General features: G+C 68.2%; 16 protein-coding genes. 6 read left to right on the top strand and 10 right to left on the bottom strand.

The window, feature by feature from the left end; all coding sequences use genetic code 11:
• Positions 1 to 89 precede the first annotated feature (89 nt).
• Complete coding sequence (locus tag D7D52_RS17870) at positions 90 to 521, top strand: NfeD family protein (RefSeq protein WP_120737904.1); 432 nt, start codon at positions 90 to 92, stop codon at positions 519 to 521.
• The gene (locus D7D52_RS17865; RefSeq protein ID WP_120737902.1) at positions 521 to 1,753 is read left to right on the top strand and encodes an SPFH domain-containing protein; all 1,233 of its coding nucleotides are present in this window, start codon (positions 521 to 523) and stop codon (positions 1,751 to 1,753) included. The genes D7D52_RS17870 and D7D52_RS17865 overlap by 1 nt, the downstream gene beginning before the upstream one ends.
• A 77-nt stretch (positions 1,754 to 1,830) precedes the next feature.
• Here D7D52_RS17865 and D7D52_RS17860 read toward each other — a convergent pair whose 3' ends face one another.
• The 6 genes from D7D52_RS17860 to D7D52_RS17835 all read right to left on the bottom strand — a co-directional run bounded on the left by D7D52_RS17860 (position 1,831) and on the right by D7D52_RS17835 (position 7,872).
• Positions 1,831 to 2,769 (bottom strand): TauD/TfdA dioxygenase family protein, encoded by a 939-nt coding sequence (locus D7D52_RS17860; RefSeq protein ID WP_120737900.1) that lies wholly within the window; start codon positions 2,767 to 2,769, stop codon positions 1,831 to 1,833.
• A 34-nt stretch (positions 2,770 to 2,803) separates the two neighbouring features.
• Positions 2,804 to 4,150, bottom strand: a complete 1,347-nt coding sequence (locus D7D52_RS17855; RefSeq protein WP_120737898.1) for an LLM class flavin-dependent oxidoreductase — start codon at positions 4,148 to 4,150, stop codon at positions 2,804 to 2,806.
• A 22-nt stretch (positions 4,151 to 4,172) separates the two neighbouring features.
• Positions 4,173 to 5,042, bottom strand: a complete 870-nt coding sequence (locus D7D52_RS17850) for an ABC transporter permease (protein WP_120737896.1) — start codon at positions 5,040 to 5,042, stop codon at positions 4,173 to 4,175.
• Positions 5,035 to 5,871, bottom strand: coding sequence for an ABC transporter ATP-binding protein (locus D7D52_RS17845; protein ID WP_120737894.1), 837 nt, complete (start codon positions 5,869 to 5,871; stop codon positions 5,035 to 5,037). Before D7D52_RS17845 ends, D7D52_RS17850 begins: the two co-directional genes overlap by 8 nt.
• Complete coding sequence (locus tag D7D52_RS17840; protein WP_120737892.1) at positions 5,868 to 6,947, bottom strand: ABC transporter substrate-binding protein; 1,080 nt, start codon at positions 6,945 to 6,947, stop codon at positions 5,868 to 5,870. Before D7D52_RS17840 ends, D7D52_RS17845 begins: the two co-directional genes overlap by 4 nt.
• A gap of 178 nt (positions 6,948 to 7,125) precedes the next feature.
• Complete coding sequence (locus D7D52_RS17835) at positions 7,126 to 7,872, bottom strand: IclR family transcriptional regulator (protein ID WP_187703171.1); 747 nt, start codon at positions 7,870 to 7,872, stop codon at positions 7,126 to 7,128.
• Between the two features lie 462 nt (positions 7,873 to 8,334).
• On the opposite strand from D7D52_RS17835, the gene D7D52_RS17830 reads away from it, so the two are divergent.
• The gene (locus D7D52_RS17830; protein WP_187703170.1) at positions 8,335 to 8,670 is read left to right on the top strand and encodes a transglycosylase family protein; all 336 of its coding nucleotides are present in this window, start codon (positions 8,335 to 8,337) and stop codon (positions 8,668 to 8,670) included.
• A gap of 80 nt (positions 8,671 to 8,750) precedes the next feature.
• Here D7D52_RS17830 and D7D52_RS17825 read toward each other — a convergent pair whose 3' ends face one another.
• The 4 genes from D7D52_RS17825 to D7D52_RS17810 all read right to left on the bottom strand — a co-directional run bounded on the left by D7D52_RS17825 (position 8,751) and on the right by D7D52_RS17810 (position 12,386).
• Positions 8,751 to 9,548, bottom strand: coding sequence for an ABC transporter ATP-binding protein (locus tag D7D52_RS17825; RefSeq protein ID WP_162958383.1), 798 nt, complete (start codon positions 9,546 to 9,548; stop codon positions 8,751 to 8,753).
• Entirely contained in the window at positions 9,545 to 10,603 is a 1,059-nt protein-coding gene (locus D7D52_RS17820) for a taurine ABC transporter substrate-binding protein (RefSeq protein ID WP_162958382.1), read from the bottom strand. The genes D7D52_RS17825 and D7D52_RS17820 overlap by 4 nt, the downstream gene beginning before the upstream one ends.
• Positions 10,600 to 11,382, bottom strand: a complete 783-nt coding sequence (locus D7D52_RS17815; RefSeq protein ID WP_342775273.1) for an ABC transporter permease — start codon at positions 11,380 to 11,382, stop codon at positions 10,600 to 10,602. The genes D7D52_RS17820 and D7D52_RS17815 overlap by 4 nt, the downstream gene beginning before the upstream one ends.
• Positions 11,383 to 11,672: 290 nt before the next feature.
• Complete coding sequence (locus D7D52_RS17810) at positions 11,673 to 12,386, bottom strand: TVP38/TMEM64 family protein (RefSeq protein ID WP_425464640.1); 714 nt, start codon at positions 12,384 to 12,386, stop codon at positions 11,673 to 11,675.
• 168 nt (positions 12,387 to 12,554) lie between these two features.
• On the opposite strand from D7D52_RS17810, the gene D7D52_RS17805 reads away from it, so the two are divergent.
• The 3 genes from D7D52_RS17805 to meaB all read left to right on the top strand — a co-directional run bounded on the left by D7D52_RS17805 (position 12,555) and on the right by meaB (position 17,807).
• The gene (locus D7D52_RS17805; protein WP_120737886.1) at positions 12,555 to 14,378 is read left to right on the top strand and encodes a methylmalonyl-CoA mutase family protein; all 1,824 of its coding nucleotides are present in this window, start codon (positions 12,555 to 12,557) and stop codon (positions 14,376 to 14,378) included.
• Positions 14,379 to 14,448: 70 nt separating this feature from the next.
• Complete coding sequence (gene scpA / locus D7D52_RS17800; protein ID WP_120737884.1) at positions 14,449 to 16,707, top strand: methylmalonyl-CoA mutase; 2,259 nt, start codon at positions 14,449 to 14,451, stop codon at positions 16,705 to 16,707.
• Positions 16,704 to 17,807: a methylmalonyl Co-A mutase-associated GTPase MeaB gene (gene meaB, locus D7D52_RS17795; protein WP_120737882.1), complete on the top strand. Its 1,104-nt coding sequence runs from the start codon at positions 16,704 to 16,706 to the stop codon at positions 17,805 to 17,807. Before scpA ends, meaB begins: the two co-directional genes overlap by 4 nt.
• Positions 17,808 to 17,820 lie beyond the last annotated feature (13 nt).

The following is a 17,820-nucleotide window of genomic DNA, read 5'->3' as shown; positions in this document are numbered from 1 at the left end:
CCGTGGGGGCGTCCGAAAGGTCCGATCGCCGGCGGCAGTGTGATCACGAAGGACGGCCCCGACCGGTGACAACGACTACTGTTGGTGGCGTGGCCGCAATAGTTTGGCTGGTCGCGGGGATCCTCCTCGCGGCGGCCGAGATGCTCACGGGCAGTCTCGTGCTGATCATGCTGGGTGTCGCCGCGCTCATCACCGCCGGCGTGAGCGGGCTGACCGGGTCCTCGGTGCTGGTCGACGCCGTGGTCTTCGGTGGCTCCTCGCTCGCGCTGCTGGCCCTGGTGCGCCCATTCCTGTTGCGGCGCTACGCGACTCCGCCGCCGCACCAGACCGGAGTGGACGCCCTGCCGGGCAAGACCGCCCGGGTGCTCGAGACGGTCGACGAGCACGGCGGACGGGTGAAGCTGGGCGGCGAGGTGTGGAGCGCGCGTCCCTATGACGCCGCGGAGTCCTATCCCGTCGGTTCGACCGTGTACATCATGAAGATCGACGGCGCGCACGCCGTCGTCATGAAAGGGCCGTGATGGCTGTACTGATAGTCGCCCTCGTCATCGTGCTCTTGGTCGTGGTGGTGGTGTTCAAGTCGGTGGCGCTGGTGCCGCAGGCCGAGGCCGCCGTCATCGAACGCCTGGGCCGCTATTCGCGCACGGTGTCGGGGCAGTTGACGTTTCTGGTGCCATTCGCCGATCGGGTGCGCGCCAAGGTGGATCTGCGCGAGCGGGTGGTGTCGTTCCCGCCGCAGCCGGTGATCACCCAGGACAACCTGACCGTGCAGATCGATTCGGTGGTCTACTTCCAGGTCACCAGTCCGCAGGCCGCGGTCTACGAGATCTCCAATTACATTGCCGCCGTGGAACAGTTGACGATCACCACGCTGCGCAACGTGGTCGGCGGCATGACGCTGGAGGAGACGCTGACCTCCCGCGACCAGATCAACAGCCAGCTGCGCGGCGTCCTCGACGAGGCCACCGGCCGCTGGGGACTGCGGGTGTCGCGGGTGGAGTTGAAGGCCATCGATCCGCCGCCGTCGATTCAGGAATCGATGGAGAAGCAGATGAAGGCCGATCGTGAGAAGCGCGCCATGATCCTCACCGCGGAAGGTCAGCGCGAGGCGTCGATCAAGACGGCCGAGGGCCAGAAGCAGGCGCAGATCCTCGCCGCCGAAGGCTCCAAGCAGGCGTCGATCCTGTCCGCGGAAGGTGAACGCCAGTCCCGCATTCTGCGCGCGCAAGGTGAGCGGGCCGCCGCGTATCTGCAGGCGCAGGGGCAGGCCAAGGCCATCGAGAAGGTGTTCGCCGCCATCAAGAACGGCAAGCCCACCCCCGAACTGCTGGCCTACCAGTACATGCAGACGCTGCCGCAGGTCGCCAAGGGCGACGCCAACAAGGTGTGGTTGGTGCCCAGTGATTTCGGCAAGGCCCTCGAGGGTTTCGCGCGCGGATTCGGCAAGCAGGGGGAGGACGGGGTCTTCCGCTACGAGCCCGCCGACGACGGCGCCCCGGCCGAAGCGCCCGAGGACGATTCCGACGAGGTCGCCGAGTGGTTCGACACCGCCACCGATCCGGCCACGCAGCGGGCGGTGCGGGCCGCGGAGGCGGACGCGCGGGTGCCGGTCGATCCGGTCGTGGGGATTCCGCCCGGCACCCGGCAACCGCACCTGGAACAGCGCCCGCAGCAGCCGGGCCAGCAACCGCAGTACCGCCAGGAGCCGCCGGATCAGCGCTGGCAGCACCCGCCGCGGCCGCTGGGCAGCTGAGTCGCCGGAGTAACCGAATAGCGAACGGGGCGAGGCCCTCTCGACACTGTCGAGAGGGCCTCGCCCGTAATCCAGGTTCAGTTCTGCGCCCCGGCGAAACGTTCCCCGGCGATCGACCGCGACGGCTCCCCGTCCACACCTACCGGCACGTCGCCCTCCAGCGTGGTCCGGTACAGCACCCGGGTGACGTCGAGATGGTCGAGGTCGCTGGGCGCGAGATGCGCGGTGGCCCGGTTGTCCCAGAACGCGACACTGCCGTGCTCCCAACGGAATCGGACCGTGTACGCGGGATCGGCGAGTTCGGCGTAGAGCAACTCCAGCAGCGCGTCGCTCTGGCGCGGGCTCAATCCGACGATGCGGGTGGTGAAGCCCGGGTTCACGAACAGCACCCGCTCGCCGGTCACCGGATGCACCCGCACCACCGGATGTTCGGTGACCAGCGGTGCGGCCGCGACCTTCTTGGCGTAATCGCTGTCGGCGGCCCACACCGGCTGCTTGCCGCCGAAACGGTGCTCGGCGCGCAGCCCGTCCAGCAGCGACTTCAGCGAATCCGGCAGGCCCGCGTACACCGCGGCCAGATTGGTCCACTGGGTGTCGCCGCCGCGCTCGGGCGCGATCTCGGCGCGCAGCAGCGAGGCGGCGGGCGGGTTGATCAGCGGCGACACATCGGTGTGCCAGTGGTTGGTGTAGCTGAACTTCTTGCGCCCGAACCGCTTCTCGTACAGGCGGCTGTCGACGGCGAGGATCTCGGGGAATTCGGTCGGCGCGTCGTCATCGTAGGGATGCGAGGGCGTGACCGACCCGAATCGCCGGGAGAACGCGATCTGCTCGGCGTGCCCGATGCGCTGATCACGGAAGAACAGCACTTTGTATTCGTGCAGTGCCGCGGTCAGCTCCGCGATCTGCGCGTCGGTGAAGTCGTCACGCAGGTCGATACCGCTGATCTCGGCACCGATGTGCCCGGCGACCGGGGCGAGGTGGAAGGTGCGCACCGGGGTTTCGGCGACAGTGGTCATGAGCGTTTCCTAATCGGTTGTGCGGGTGGGGTTCTCAGGCGCTCGCCTGGATACGGACGGGGGTGAACTGGCTTTCCACGGGGTCGAGCCCGTAGTGGCCGCGCAGTGTGGTGGCGGTGTAGTCGGTGCGGAACAGGCCGCGCTGCTGCAGGATCGGCACCACCCGGTCGACGAAGTCCTCGAGCCCGCCGGGCAGATACGGCGGCATGATGTTGAAGCCGTCCGCCGCGCCGGCCTCGTACCAGCTCTGCAACTCGTCCGCGATCTGCTCGGGGGTGCCGGCGAAGGTGCGGTGGCCGCGGCCGCCGCCGAGCTTGCCGATGAGCTGGCGCACGGTCAGCTCCTCCTTCTCGGCCAGCTCCTTGACCAGGGTGAAGCGGCTCTTACCGCCCTCGATGGCGCTGACCGGCGGCAGCGGCGGCAGGGGCGCGTCGAGCGCGTGCTCGGTGAGATCGACGCCCAGCAGCGAAGACAGTTGCCGCAGTGCGTAATCCGGTGAGATGAGGTCGGTGAACTCCTGCTCGAGCGCCCGCGCCTGCTCCTCGGTGTCGGCGATGAACGGCACCAGGCCGGGCAGCACCTTGAGTTCGTCGGCCGAGCGGCCGTATTTGGGCAGGCGCTCCTCGAGATCCTGATAGAACTGCTGGCCCTCCTCTAGGGTGCGCTGCGCGGTGAACACCGCCTCGGCGTACTTGGCGGCGAATTCCTTACCGCTCTCGGAGGATCCGGCCTGCACCAGCAGCGGCCGGCCCTGCGGGCTGCGCGGCGAGTTGAGCGGGCCGCGCACCCGGAACCGCTCACCCTGGTAATCGAGGGTGTGCACCTTGTCCGGGTCGGCGAAGACGCCGGTCTCCGGATCCAGCACCACGGCGTCGGATTCCCAGCTGTCCCACAGCTGTACGGCCAGATCCACGAATTCGTCGGCGCGTTCGTAGCGGCGGGCGTGCTCGGGGATGGCGTCGTAGCCGAAATTGAACGCCTCGTCCTCGGTGCCGGAGGTGACGATGTTCCAGCCCGCCCGGCCGCCGCTGATGTGATCGAGCGAGGCGAATTTCCGGGCCAGATTGAACGGTTCGTTGTAGCTGGTGGACGCGGTCGCGATGAGCCCGATGTGCTCGGTCGCGGCCGCGATGGCCGCCAGCAGCGTGACCGGTTCGAAGACGGCCAGGGCATTGCGCTTGATGCGCGGGCCGACGGCCAGGCCGTCGGCGAAGAACACCGAATCGAGCTTGCCGCGTTCGGCGATCTGCCCGAGTTCCTGGAAGTGCTTCACATCCAGGACGCGGCGTTCCTGGGTGCGCGGGTGCCGCCACGCGGCCTCGTGGTGGCCGACGCCCATGAGGAAGGCGTTGAGGTGGAAGGGCTTGCGTGCGTTGGTCATAGAGATTTCTCCTGGGAAGAGGTCAGTGGGCGCGCCAGCGCGACAGCCGCCGTTCGATGGCCACCAGCACGCCGTTGTAGGCGAGCCCGACCAGGGCGATGGCGACGATCCCGGCGTACATGTCGGGGATCTGGAAGTTCTGCTGGGCAGCGGTGATCAGATAGCCGAGTCCGGCCCGGGCGCCGAACATCTCGGCGGCGATGAGCACCAGGATCGAACCCGACGCCGCCATCCGGATACCGGTGAAGATCGCCGGCACCGCGGCGGGCAGGATCACCTTCTGGAACAGTCGCAGCGGTGAGAAGCCGAGCGACACAGCGGATTTGACCAGCAGCGGATCGACGGTCCGCACGCCGCTGATGGTATTGAGCAGGATCGGGAAGAATCCGGCGTACACCACCAGCGCGATCTTGGAGGTCTCGCCGATGCCGAGAATGAGGATGAACACCGGCAGCAGCGCCAGAGCCGCGGTATTGCGGAACAACTCCAGCACCGGGTTGAGGAAATCCGCCACCGGCTTGTACCAGGCGATGGCCACGCCGACCGGGATCGCGACGACGAGCGCGATCGCGAAGCCGACCAGCGAACGGATCAGGCTGGTGGAGACGTTGTCCCACATCTGACCGTTGCGAATCAGCTCGACTCCCGCCTGCACGACCGTCGAGAACGGCGGCAGGAAGATCTCGTCCACCAGACCCAGCCGCGGCGCCGCCTCCCACAGGCCGAGGAAGGCCGCGATCACGAGGGTGGGCTTGCCGATTCGCCACGCCACCCGGGCGATCGCGGCCAGCGGCAGCACCGTCCGCTTCGGCCGCGCCGCGCTCGTGTCGAGACCGGTGTCGAGGTCGGGGAGTTCGAGGGCCGCATCGGCGAAATGCACGGCACTAGACATGGGAATTCCTCCTGTCGGCCGCGAGGGCGGCCTGTTCCAGGTCCTGGGCGCGCGCCACCTCGTCGTGCAGCAGCGACCAGACGTGATGGCGCAGTTCACGGAATCGTTCGCTGGAGCGGACGTCCAGATCGCCGGCCCGGTCGAGGTCGATGTCGACCACCGCCTTGATCCGGCCCGGCCGCGAGGTCAGCACCGCGACCCGCTGGCCCAGATACACCGCCTCGTCGATGCCGTGGGTGATGAACAGGATGGTCTTTCCGGTGGCCTGCCAGATCCGCAACAGCTCGTCCTGCAACGACTCCCGGGTCTGCGCGTCCAGGGCCGCGAACGGTTCGTCCATCAGCAGCACCTCCGGATCGAAGGCCAGGCTGCGGGCGATGGCCACCCGCTGCTTCATGCCGCCGGACAGCTCGTGCGGGTAGCGTTCGCCGAATCCGGCCAGCCCGACCAGTTCGAGATAGTGCTCGGCGATGCCGCGGCGCTCCCGGCGGCGAATACCCTTGGCCTCCAAGCCGAATTCGATATTGGCGCGGGCGGTGCGCCACGGCAGCAGCGCGTACTGCTGGAACACGATGCCGCGATCGAGTCCGGGACCGGTGACCGGTGCGCCGTCGAGCAGAATCTGCCCCGACGTCGGTTTGCCGAGCCCGCCCAGCAGATCCAGCAGCGTGGATTTACCCGAACCACTCGGGCCGACCAGGACCAGGAACTCGCCGGCGTGCACGTCCACGGTGATGTCGGCCAGCGCGGTGAACTTCTCCTGCTCACCGCGGATCGCGAATTCCTTGCCCACCCCGGCCAAGGCCAGTTTCACAGCGGCGGAAGTCATTTCGCCACCTCCTCACCGCTGGGTCCGGCCGTCGCCGGATAGGTGCCGTTGGCGTACGGGTTGTCCTTGTTGGTGTAGAGGTCCTTCGCGGCGAGCTTGCCCGCGGGCAGCTCGCCATTGCGCACCAGCCAGTCGATCCAGATCTGCAGTTCCTTCTCGGCGATCACGCCGCCGGGCACCGGCACGCCGTAGCTGTGGTAGTACTGCAGCAGCGAGGTGTTCTCGTTGCGGCCGCGCTTGTGAATGATGTCCGTGAATCGGGCCACCACCTCGTCGCGCGGGGTGATCTGCAGCCAGCGGGTGGCACGCGCGGTGCCCTGCACGAAATCGGCCACCGCGTCGGCATGCGCCTTCAGGTAATCGTTACGGAAAACGTAAGTGCCGTAATCGAATTGGCCGAACAGGTCCTTGTCGGTGTAGAGCGGGTGGATCCCGCCGCGGCCGACCGCGTTGTCGCGGAAGACGCCGCCGAGCGCGGCGATGTCGATCTGCCCGTTGCGCAGCGCGTCCTCGGTATTGGCCGGCGGCAGCACCACCAGCTGCACCTGCTTGATCTCGCCGTCGCTGAGGCCCTGATCGTGCAGCCACTGCCGGGTGATGAATTCGTGGTGCGCGCCCAGGGTATTGACGCCGACCTTCTTGCCGATCAGATCGCGGGCGGATTTGATGCCGGAATCGTCGCGCACGAAATAGCCGGTGAAGTTCTGCTCGTCCGCGCCGTAGGAGCTGAGCACCGCGGTGACGGGCGCACCGCCCGCGACGAGCTTGATGACCGCGCCGTTGAAGGCGCTGCCGAATTCGACCTGCTTGGTGGCGGCGGCCTGGATATTGGCCGGGCCGCTGGTGGTGTCACCCTCCCAGTGCAGGTCGATCTTCTTGAAGTAGCCGAGATCGGCGGCCAGTTCGAAGGCCGTGACCTGACCGGTGGTGCCCTGGTAGCGGATGACGGTCTTACCGTCGGCGGTCGTGCCCGCGTCGGTCTTGGCGCAGCCGGTGAGTACCGCGACCGCACTGGAGACCGCGATCGCGGCCGCGAGGAGGCGCCGCAGCCGGGGCCGGCGGAGAGGGAATGCCATGGGGGATTCTTTCGGTGAATGTATCTGTCGCACTGGAGGATTCGAGTCGGGAGCGACAACAGAGCAGCATGGGGGTTTCCCTTTCCAGGGCTGGGGACGAGTGCGGGGCGCGATGCGCAGTGGTCATATGCTGCGACGCCGGGCAGGCCCCGGCAATCGCGATTTCACGATGTGGAAATCAGCGTGAGCGAAATTCGGCCTCGGAAAGCCCTGGGCCGCCGCCGGTTTGGAGCAGCGGTGCGATCCGGCCCGCGGCGATCCGCATGGCGGGCACCACGGCGCGGATGAGCTCGCTGTTCAACCGCGCCGAGCGGGCCTGCACCGCCAGTGCGCCGTGCACCTGCCGATGCGGTCCCACGATGGGCACCGCCAGTGCCCGGATCGGGTCGTCGGTCTCGATCAGCTCGGAGGCGAAACCGGTGTGGCGGACCCGATCGAGATCCAGATCCGCGGCGGCGCGGGTGGGGGAGTAGGCCAACAGGGCGTGCCCGGCGGCGCTGGTGTGCAGCGACCGGCGCGGGCGCGGGACCTGGTGGTGGCAGAAGTAGACCGGCGGGCGGGCCTGGAAGACGGTGACGGCATCGCTGTCGTCGGCGACGCTCACGCTGACGGTGATGCGGATGCCGGCCGCCAGCGCGTAGAGATGCGGCGCGACCGAGTCCAGGCCCAGCCGGGTCAGGGCGGGCCGGGCCAGCGACGCCAGCCCGTGGCCGATGCGATAGCGGTCGGTGGCCGGATCCTGTTCGAGCATGCCGCCGCGGACCAGGGCCTGTGCGAGCCGGTGCGTCGTGCTGACGGGCAGTCCGGCGAGCTGAGCCAGCTCGATGAGCGCCAGCTCGGGATCGTCGCCCTCGAAGCAGTTGAGCACCTGGATCGCGCGGTCGACCGCACGTGCTCCCGACCGGGGTTCGTCGATGGCGGCCATGGTTCCTCCTGCGGGTCCCGAAACGGTGTCGCACCACTATTCCCAGGGCCCTGACCTGGGGCAACGGTTGCGCGCAACGCGATCCGAGCCGGTCGGAGGGTGATTTTCGGTGGGGATCGTTTTGTCCCGACTTTGTATTACGCGATTGGCGTCACCATTTCCTCGTGACCTCCGTCACAAATTCGACCGTAAATTCCAGAAACGTTATTTCGCGACACTCCGATGCGATCAGCGCAAACGGTTCGAGTGCGGTAGATGCCGATTTGTCAACTGACCGTGATCGGTACGTGATACGTCGTGATTGATCCGTTACCGTCGCTCTCGGCTCGGATTCGACCGGGCCCCGCTCGAATCGGCGAACACCGGAACCCGTCCCGCGATTCGAGAGCAACCGAGATCCCTGGGGACGGGGAACCGCAGCGCAGAGCGCGGGACGGTGGGCGCAGGCAAGGGAAATACTTTATGCATCGCAACCGGAAGTTCACCACCCGCATGTTCGCCGCGACCGCGGCCGTCGGCGCGTTCGTGGCCGTCCCGTTCGCGCTGTCCACCGCGACCGCGTCGGCCGCCGGGCACAACTGGGACGCCGTCGCCAATTGCGAGGCCAGCGGCAACTGGGCCGCGAACACCGGAAACGGGTTCTACGGCGGTCTGCAGTTCACCCAGAGCACCTGGAACGCCTACGGCGGCGCCGGCAATGCCGCCAATGCCAGCCGTGAGGAGCAGATCCGCGTCGCGGAGAACGTGCTCGCCGGTCAGGGCGCGGGCGCCTGGCCCGTGTGCGGCTCGTACCTGTAATCAGGTTTCGGTTCGCCGGAAGATCACAATGGCCATTGCCGCAACGTCGCGGCAATGGCCATTGTTTTGTTTGCGCGGAGTCAGTCGTGAGCGGCGTGGATCGCGGCCGCCAATTCCGTTTTCAGGGCTTGAAACTCGGGGGTTGCCGTCACGGCGAGGTCCCGGACGCCGACGCCGTCATCATCCGGTAATTCGATGCGGCGGTCCACGATGACGCGTCCCGGACGGGCGCTCATGACCAGGACCCGGGTGGACAGGAATACCGCTTCCTCCACCGAATGGGTCACGAACACAATCGTTTTGCCCGCCGATCGCCACAGCCGCAGCAGCTCCACCTGGAGGCGCTCGCGGGTGAGCTGGTCCAGCGCGCCGAATGGTTCGTCCATGAGGATGATGCGCGGGTCGTTGACCAGCACCCGCGCGATCTGCGCCCGCTGCTGCATACCGCCGGACAGCTCATAGGGCCGTTTGTCCCCGAAGTCGGTCAACCCGACCAGGTCGAGCAGCCGGTCGGCGGCCGCGCGTCGCGTCTTGCGGTCGACACCACGGCATTTCGGGCCGAACTCGATATTGCCGCGCACCGACAGCCACGGATACAGCGTGGGGGCCTGGAAGACGACGCCGCGTTCGGGGCCGGGACCGTCGATGCGGTCCGGGCCGACCAGCAGGCTGCCGGTGCTCGGTGCGAGGAAGCCGCCCAGCAGTTGCAGCAGCGTGGTCTTGCCGCAACCGGACGGTCCGACGATGCTCACGAACTCGCCCGGCTCGATGACCAGGTCGGTGGCCGCGAGCGCGACCGTGGCGCCGGTGGGGGTGTCGTAGGTCTTGGACACCTCCGCGAGCACCACGCGGTCGCGCAGGTCCAGGGCGGTCGTCACTTGGCACTCGCGGCGGTGGCGGCGTCGGCGTAGACCGCGCCCGCGTACGCCTCGGGGGCGGACAGGCCCTGAATCTCGCCCTGGCTCAGCAGGAAATCGGCCGCGGACTTCAGGTCCTGGCCCAGCTGCTTGCCCAGGTAGGCGGGTCCGGCCTGGGTGGCGGCGTCGAGGTAGCCGTATTCGCCGAGCTGTTTGCGGATGTCGGCGACCGGGACGCCCAGCTGTGCCGAGATGCGGGTCGCGGCGGCGTCGGGCGCGGTATTGATCTGATTGACCGCCCAGTTCTGCGCGGCGGTCCAGACCGCCAGCACCTTTGGATTGGCGGAAACGAAGTCCGCGCGGGCGCCTTCCAGGTCGTAGGTCGGCTTGCCCGTCTTCGCGGTGTCGGCGGCGGTGGTGACCACGTGCCCGTTCTTGACCAGTTCCGACAGCGTCGGTTCCCAGATGAACGCGGCGTCGATGTCGCCGCCCTTCCAGGCCGCGGCGATGGCGTCGGGCTGCAGGTTCACCAGTTGCACGTCGCGTTCGATGCCAGCGGCGGTGAGCGCGGCCAGCAGACTGTAGTGCGAGGTGCTGGCGAACGGCACCCCGATTCGCTTGCCGCGCAAGCCCGCGACGGTGGTGACGGCCGCATCCTTGACCACCAGCGATTCGGCCGCCCCGATCACGTCGTGAATCCACACCGCCTTCATCCCGATGTTCAAGGGCGCGGACAGGGCGCGCGCGGCCGCCGCGCTGCCCAGCAGTCCCAGATCCAGCGAGTTCGACCCGAACGCCTGGATCACCGTGGCGCCGGAGGCGAACTTGCTCCAGGTGATGGTGGCCTTGGGCAGGCAGGTCTCCAGCAGCCCGGCGTCCTTGACCACCAGATCCCCGTTGGGAATGTCCTGATACCCGAGTCGCACTGTCCCGGTGAACGATTCGTCCACCGCGACCGGGCACGCGGGCTTGTCACCGGCCGCGCGCGACTGATCGCCGCGCCCGGACTGTACGCAGGCCGTCAGCGACGCGGTGAGCAGTCCGGCCAGGGCCAGGGTGGTGAGAGTGCGCTTCACGCTTTGCCTTTCCACGGCACGAGCAGCGCGCCGATGAAGCTGATGACCGCGTCCAGAGCGAGCGCGGTGAGACCGATGACGATGATGCAGGCCATGGTCAGCGGCGTATTGAGCTGCTGACCGGCCAGAAACGCGAGCCCGCCGATGCCGGGGATGCCATTGTTCAACTCCGCCGCGACCACCGTGGTCCACGCGAACCCCACGGCCACCCGGATGCCCCCGATCACCTCGGGCAGCGTGGCGGGCAACAGCACCTGCGAGACGACCTGCACCCGGTTCGCGCCCAGCGAGCGCGCCGCATTGATCCGATCCGCCGAAACCCCTTGCACCCCAGCGATGGTGGCCACCGCCACCGGCGGAAACGCGGCCAGAAACAACAGCCAGATCTTCGACGTGTCGCCGATCCCGAACCACACGATGAGCAGACCGATGTAGCCCAATGGCGGCAGGGTGCGCAAGAAGTTGAGGTAGGGGCCGAGGATCGCGGAGAGGGTTGTCGAGGTGCCGAGCGCGAATCCCACCAGGGGACCGAGGATCACGGCCGCACCCGCGCCGACGGCGATGCGCTGCAGACTGGCCAGCAGATGCTCCCACAGGAAGTAGTTCTGCTCACCGGGCACCTGCCGGGGCACCCCGGGCGCGAGCTGATGCCAGCTGTTGGCCCGCACGAACGCCTCCCACACCGCCCGTGGCCCCGGAAGAAATTGCGGATCAACAACTCCCGCCGCCGCCACGATCCACCACAACGCCAACAACACCCCCAGCGACCCAACCCGCACCGCGACCCCCCGCCACGGTCCAGCAGGCAAGACGAACCGGGCCCGGTCCGCACCCCTGCCGGCGACTCGCCCCGCCCCGAGACTGATCATGTGCCGCAACCGGCCACAAACTGGGGACTCACAGTGGACGCCTTCCTCTTCGACAGTGGACCTCCGGATTCCGGCTACAGCCCGAAACCCTCCGGCCAGATCTTGTCCCGCCGACGCCACTCAGACCAGCGCCACGATCACCATGATTCGAAGCCGACGAGCGGCCCTCCGGCACAGTGAGCGGGGTCGCCGTCGCCGGATCAGGCGATCGGTTCGACCCCAGGCTCCGTCGGTGCCACCGCCATGCGGGCGTCGATCACCAGGCCGATCACGCCGACCGCCAAACAGGCTGCGGTGACGAGCCATTGGGCGGGGGAGGCTTTGTTGGTGAGGGCGTCACCTAGGAGAACTGTGCCTACTGTGCCCGGGATGATGCCGAGGAAGGTGGCCAGGAGGTAGGGGGTGAAGCGGATGGAAGAGAGTGCGGCGCAGTAGTTCACGATGGAGAAGGGGGCGAAGGCGATGAGGCGCAGGGAGCCGATGGCGAGCCAGCCGCGGCGGGCCAGGCGGGCGTCGACGGATTGGACGGTGGGGTGGGTCAGGCGGGCGCGGACGCGTTCGTGATCGAGGGCGCGGACCAGCCAGAGGGCCAGGACGGCGCTGAGGGTGGTGGCGGTGATCGCGAGGGTCAACCCCTCCGCGGAGCCGAACAGCATGCCGGCGCTGAGGGTGAAAATGGTGCGGGGGAACGGGACCACGCACACGAGGGTGTGCACGAGGAAGAACACCAGCGGCAGGGTCGGGCCGACCGAGTCGGCCCAGTGGCGGATCTGCTGGGGTGCCGGATGCGGTGCGAACAGCGCCAGCGCGAACAGGGTCCCGCAAGCGATCAGCACGACCAGGTTTCGTGGCCGGCGGAGGCTTTCGATCAGCGCGGATGCGCGCTCGAGTGGCGCGCGCACGGTTGTTGGCACCGCGCCAGGTTACCCGCTGGTAGTGAGACTCCGTACACGGTAATCATCGGGCTGCCGCTAGCATCAGGGGAAAGACGATGAATGCTCGTTAACCAAAGTGGTCGCTGAGCTGGGGAAACCCCCGGAAAACGACCATCCGGTCAGGGAGTGGAAGAAGGAACAGCAGCTATGCCGATTGCTTCCGACTCGGACACCGATCCGGTGCCCGAGTTCGCCGCCTGGCGCAAGGGTGTCGCCGGGGTGCTGGCCAAGGCCCGCAGGGTGGATGCGAGCGAGTTGCCGGCTGAGCCGGAGAAGCTGCTCGCGGTCACGACCTATGACGGTCTGACGGTCAACCCGCTCTACACGCGCCGTGACGAACTGCCCGAGCAGCCGCTGCCCGGGCAGTTCCCATTCGTGCGCGGTGGCGACGCCACCCGCGATGTACACCGGGGCTGGTTCGTCAGCCAGCGTTTCACCGGCGGTGATGCCAAGGCCGTCAACGAGAACATCCTCTTCGCGCTCGACAACGGCGTGAGCGCCGTGTGGCTGGGTGTCGACGAGCGCGGTGTGCCGGTCGCGGAGCTGGGTACCGCGCTGCGGGGCTTCCTCTACGAACTGGCTCCCTTGACCCTGGATGCCGGCGCTGCTGCCAATGAGGCTGCCGCCCAGCTGTTCTCGCTGCTGGACGGCTATGAGGCCCCCAACCGCAAGGACATTCGGGTCTCGCTGGGCGCGACTCCGCTGACGAGCCTGTTCGCCGGCTCGCAGGCCATCGACCTGGACGGCGCGATCGCGCTGGCCCAGCAGGCGGTGGCGCGAACCGAGACCGTGCGGGCGATCACCGTGTGCGGCGTGGCCTTCCACAATGCGGGCGCCTCCGACGCCCAGGAACTCGGCGCGGCCGTCGCGGCCGGACTCGAGTACCTGCGCGCGCTCACCGACGCCGGTGCCGATATCGCGGATGCGCTGGGCCAGTTGGAATTCCGTTTCGCGGCCACCGACGACCAGTTCGAGACCGTCGCCAAGTTCCGGGCCGCCCGCAAGCTGTGGGCGCGCGTCGCGCAGGTGTGCGGTGCGCCGGCCTTCGGCAACGCACCGCAGCAGGCCGTCACGTCGGCGGCCATGATGAGCCAGCGCGACCCGTGGGTGAACATGCTGCGCACCACTCTGGCCGCGTTCGGCGCGGGCGTCGGCGGCGCGGACATCGTCACCGTGCTGCCGTTCGACGCCGCCCTGCCGGCCGGGGAACTCGAAGTGTCGCAGGCGTTCTCGGAGCGCATGGCCCGCAACACCCAGCTGCTGCTGCTCGAGGAATCCCACCTCGGTCACGTGCAGGACCCGGCCGCGGGCTCCTGGTACGTGGAGTCGCTCACCGATGAGCTCGCCGCCAAGGCGTGGGAGTTCATGCAGGAGATCGAGGCGACCGGCGGTTACCTGGCCGCGCTGCAGGCGGGTCTGCTCGCCGAGCGCATCGGGGAGACCAAGGCTCGCCGCGATTCCGATGTGGCGCACCGCAAGACGGCCGTCACCGGCGTCAACGAGTTCCCGAACCTGGGCGAGAAGCCGCTGTCGGAGGCCGCCCGCGCGCAGAACGGTACCGCGCGGTACGGCGCCGCGTTCGAGGCGCTGCGCAACCGCTCCGACGCCTACCTCGCCGCCAACGGGGCTCGGCCGCGAGTGCGGCTGGTTCCGCTGGGACCGGTGTCGGAGAACAATGTTCGTGTCACCTTCACCACCAACCTGCTGGCCTCCGGCGGTATCGAAGCCGTGACCGAGGCGGGTCCGTCGATCGCCGTGCTGTGCGGATCCGACACCCGCTACGGCACCGACGCCGCCGCGGCGGTGTCGGACCTGCGGGCGGCCGGGGTGACCACCGTGCTGCTGGCCGGACCGGAGAAGGCGGTCGCGGAGCTTTCCGGGGCGGATCGCCCGGATGGTTTCGTGACCGCCCGCATGGACGCGGTGGCGGCTCTGACCGGCCTGCTCGAAAAGCTGGGAGTCCCCGCATGAGCGGTCAGGCCCGGAGGCGGCAGCGAAGCGTAACCACGCAGGGCCCCGGTCGTGCGGAGAGGACACGGAGATGAGCGATATCAAGCATCGCATCGGCAATTTCGCCGAGGTGCCGCTGACCGAGGGCGCGCCCGCGCCCGCCGAGGTCGGCGCCGCACAGGTCGAGGAGTTCGTGGCACAGGCCGCGAGCGCCAATCACTATGCGCCCGAACAGCTCACCTGGTCGACCCCGGAGGGCATCGACGTGCCGCCGGTGTTCACCAAGGCCGACCGGGACGCCATCGTCGCCGAGGGCTATCCGCTCGACAGCGTGCCGGGTGTGTCGCCATTCGTGCGCGGCCCGTACCCGACCATGTACGTCAATCAGCCGTGGACGATTCGCCAGTACGCGGGCTTCTCCACCGCCGCCGACTCGAATGCCTTCTACCGACGCAACCTGCAGTCGGGCCAGAAGGGCCTGTCGGTCGCCTTCGACCTGGCCACCCACCGTGGCTACGACTCCGATCACCCGCGCGTCACCGGTGACGTCGGCATGGCCGGTGTCGCCATCGACTCCATCCTCGACATGCGGGAACTGTTCGATCAGATTCCGCTGGATCAGGTTTCGGTGTCGATGACCATGAACGGCGCGGTGCTGCCGATCCTGGCCCTCTACGTCGTCGCCGCCGAGGAGCAGGGCGTCAAGCCCGAGCAGCTGGCCGGAACCATTCAGAACGACATTCTGAAGGAGTTCATGGTCCGCAACACCTACATCTACCCGCCCAAACCCTCGATGCGGATCATCTCCGACATCTTCGCCTACACCTCGGCGAAGATGCCGAAGTTCAACTCGATCTCCATCTCCGGCTACCACATTCAGGAGGCCGGAGCCACCGCCGACCTGGAGCTGGCCTACACCCTCGCCGACGGCGTGGAGTACATCAAGGCCGGTCTGGACGCGGGCATGGAGGTCGACAAGTTCGCGCCGCGACTGTCGTTCTTCTGGGCCATCGGCATGAACTTCTTCATGGAAGTCGCCAAGCTGCGCGCGGGACGGCTGCTCTGGAACGAGCTGGTCGCCAAGTTCGAACCCAAGAACTCCAAATCCCTTGCGCTGCGCACGCATTCGCAGACCTCGGGCTGGTCGCTGACCGCGCAGGACGTGTTCAACAACGTCGCGCGCACCTGTGTCGAGGCCATGGCGGCCACCCAGGGCCACACCCAGTCCCTGCACACCAACGCGTTGGACGAGGCGCTGGCGCTGCCGACGGACTTCTCCGCCCGCATCGCCCGCAACACCCAGCTGCTCATCCAGCAGGAGTCCAACACCACCCGTCCGGCCGACCCGTGGGGCGGCTCGTACTACGTGGAATGGCTGACCCACCAGCTGGCCGAGCGGGCCCGCGCCCACATCGCCGAGATCGAGGCGCACGGCGGTATGGCGCAGGCGATTTCGGAGGGCATCCCCAAGCTGCGCATCGAGGAAGCGGCCGCTCGCACGCAGGCGCGCATCGATACCGGGCAGCAGCCGGTGATCGGCGTCAACAAGTACCTGGTCGAGGAGGACACCCCGATCGAGGTGCTCAAGGTCGAGAACTCGCGGGTGCGCGCCGAGCAGAACGCCAAGCTGGAAAAGCTGCGCGCGGAACGCGATTCGGCCGAGGTCGAGCGGGCGCTGGCCGAATTGACCCGGGCCGCTGCCTCTTCGGAGGGCGGCATGGACAACAACCTGATGGCGCTGGCCATCAACGCCGCGCGCGCCAAGGCCACCGTGGGTGAGATCTCCGACGCCCTGGAAAAGGTGTACGGCCGCCACCAGGCGGAAATCCGCACCCTGTCCGGCGTTTACCGGGAGGAGGCCGGCAAGGTGACCAATATCAGCAAGGCCATCGAACTCGTCGAGCAGTTCGCCGAGGCCGAAGGCCGCCGTCCCCGCATCCTCATCGCCAAAATGGGGCAGGACGGTCACGACCGGGGTCAGAAGGTGATCGCCACGGCCTTCGCCGACCTCGGCATGGACGTCGATGTGGGCCCGCTGTTCCAGACCCCGGAAGAGGTGGCGCAGCAGGCGGCCGACAACGACGTGCACGTTGTCGGTGTGTCCTCGCTGGCCGCGGGCCACCTCACGCTGGTGCCCGCCCTGCGGCAGGCACTGGCCGATGTCGGACGCCCCGACATCATGGTCACCGTCGGCGGTGTCATCCCGCCCGGTGACTACGACGAGCTGTACGCGGCCGGCGCCGCGGGCATCTTCGGGCCGGGCACCATCATCGCCGAGGCCGCGATCGATCTGATCGGGAAGCTGGCCGCGCAGCTGGGCCACGAGATCGGCAGCGGCGCAACGGAATGAGCGACGCCGCACGCGGTACCGAGGGTGGCCGGCTCCACCCTCGGCTCGGCACCACCGCCGGGATCGGGCGCACCGGTCCCGGCGCTCCGGTCGCCACGGCGGGGGCGCGCCGGGTGATCGACGTCGACCAGCTGGCCGTGCAGGTGCGGGCGGGGGAGCGGGCCGGGCTGGCTCGCGCCATCACGCTGGTGGAATCGACGCGCGCCGACCATCGCGACCTGGCCCAGCAGCTGTTGCTGCGGCTGGCCCCCGAGCCGGGGGGCACGCTGTCGAATCGGGTTGGTATCACCGGTGTTCCGGGTGTCGGCAAGTCGACCTTCATCGACGCCCTCGGCATGTACTTGATCGGCCAGGGCCACCGGGTCGCCGTGCTGGCCGTGGACCCGTCCTCGACACGCACCGGCGGATCGATTCTCGGGGACAAGACGCGCATGGCCCGGCTGTCGGTGGAACGCGACGCCTTCATCCGGCCCTCGCCGACTGCGGGAACCCTTGGCGGCGTGGCGAAAGCGACCCGCGAGACCATCGTGCTGCTGGAGGCGGCGGGCTACGACGTCATCCTGGTGGAGACCGTCGGCGTCGGCCAATCCGAGGTCACGGTCGCCAATATGGTCGACGTGTTCTGTTTCCTGACCCTGGCGCGCACCGGCGACCAGTTGCAGGGCATCAAGAAGGGCGTGCTCGAACTCGCCGACCTGGTGGCGGTCAACAAGGCCGACGGCCGTCACGAGCTGGAAGCCAAGGCCGCCGCCCGCGAACTCCAGGGCGCGATGCGCTTGATCCATCCCCGCGACGCGCTGTGGCGGCCACCGGTTCTCACCATGTCCGGCCTCAACGGGACCGGCCTCGACACCTTCTGGGACACGGTCCTCACCCACCGCCGCGTCCTCACCGAAGCAGGCGAGTTCGCCGAAAAACGCCGCCGCCAGCAGGTCGACTGGACTTGGACCATGGTGCACGACAACCTGTTGCGCCGCCTGACCGACAACCCAGCCGTGAAGTCCCTGCGCTCCACAGTGGAGACCCAAGTCCGCGACGGCTCGCTGACCCCGGCCCTGGCCGCCGAGGAAATCCTGCGAGCCTTCGACCAACGGGATTGAGCCGCACGATATT

This window comes from Nocardia yunnanensis, assembly GCF_003626895.1.
GTDB lineage: Bacteria > Actinomycetota > Actinomycetes > Mycobacteriales > Mycobacteriaceae > Nocardia > Nocardia yunnanensis.
Note: the sequence above shows the minus strand (reverse complement) of the source record. Positions and strands in the feature narration are given on the sequence as shown.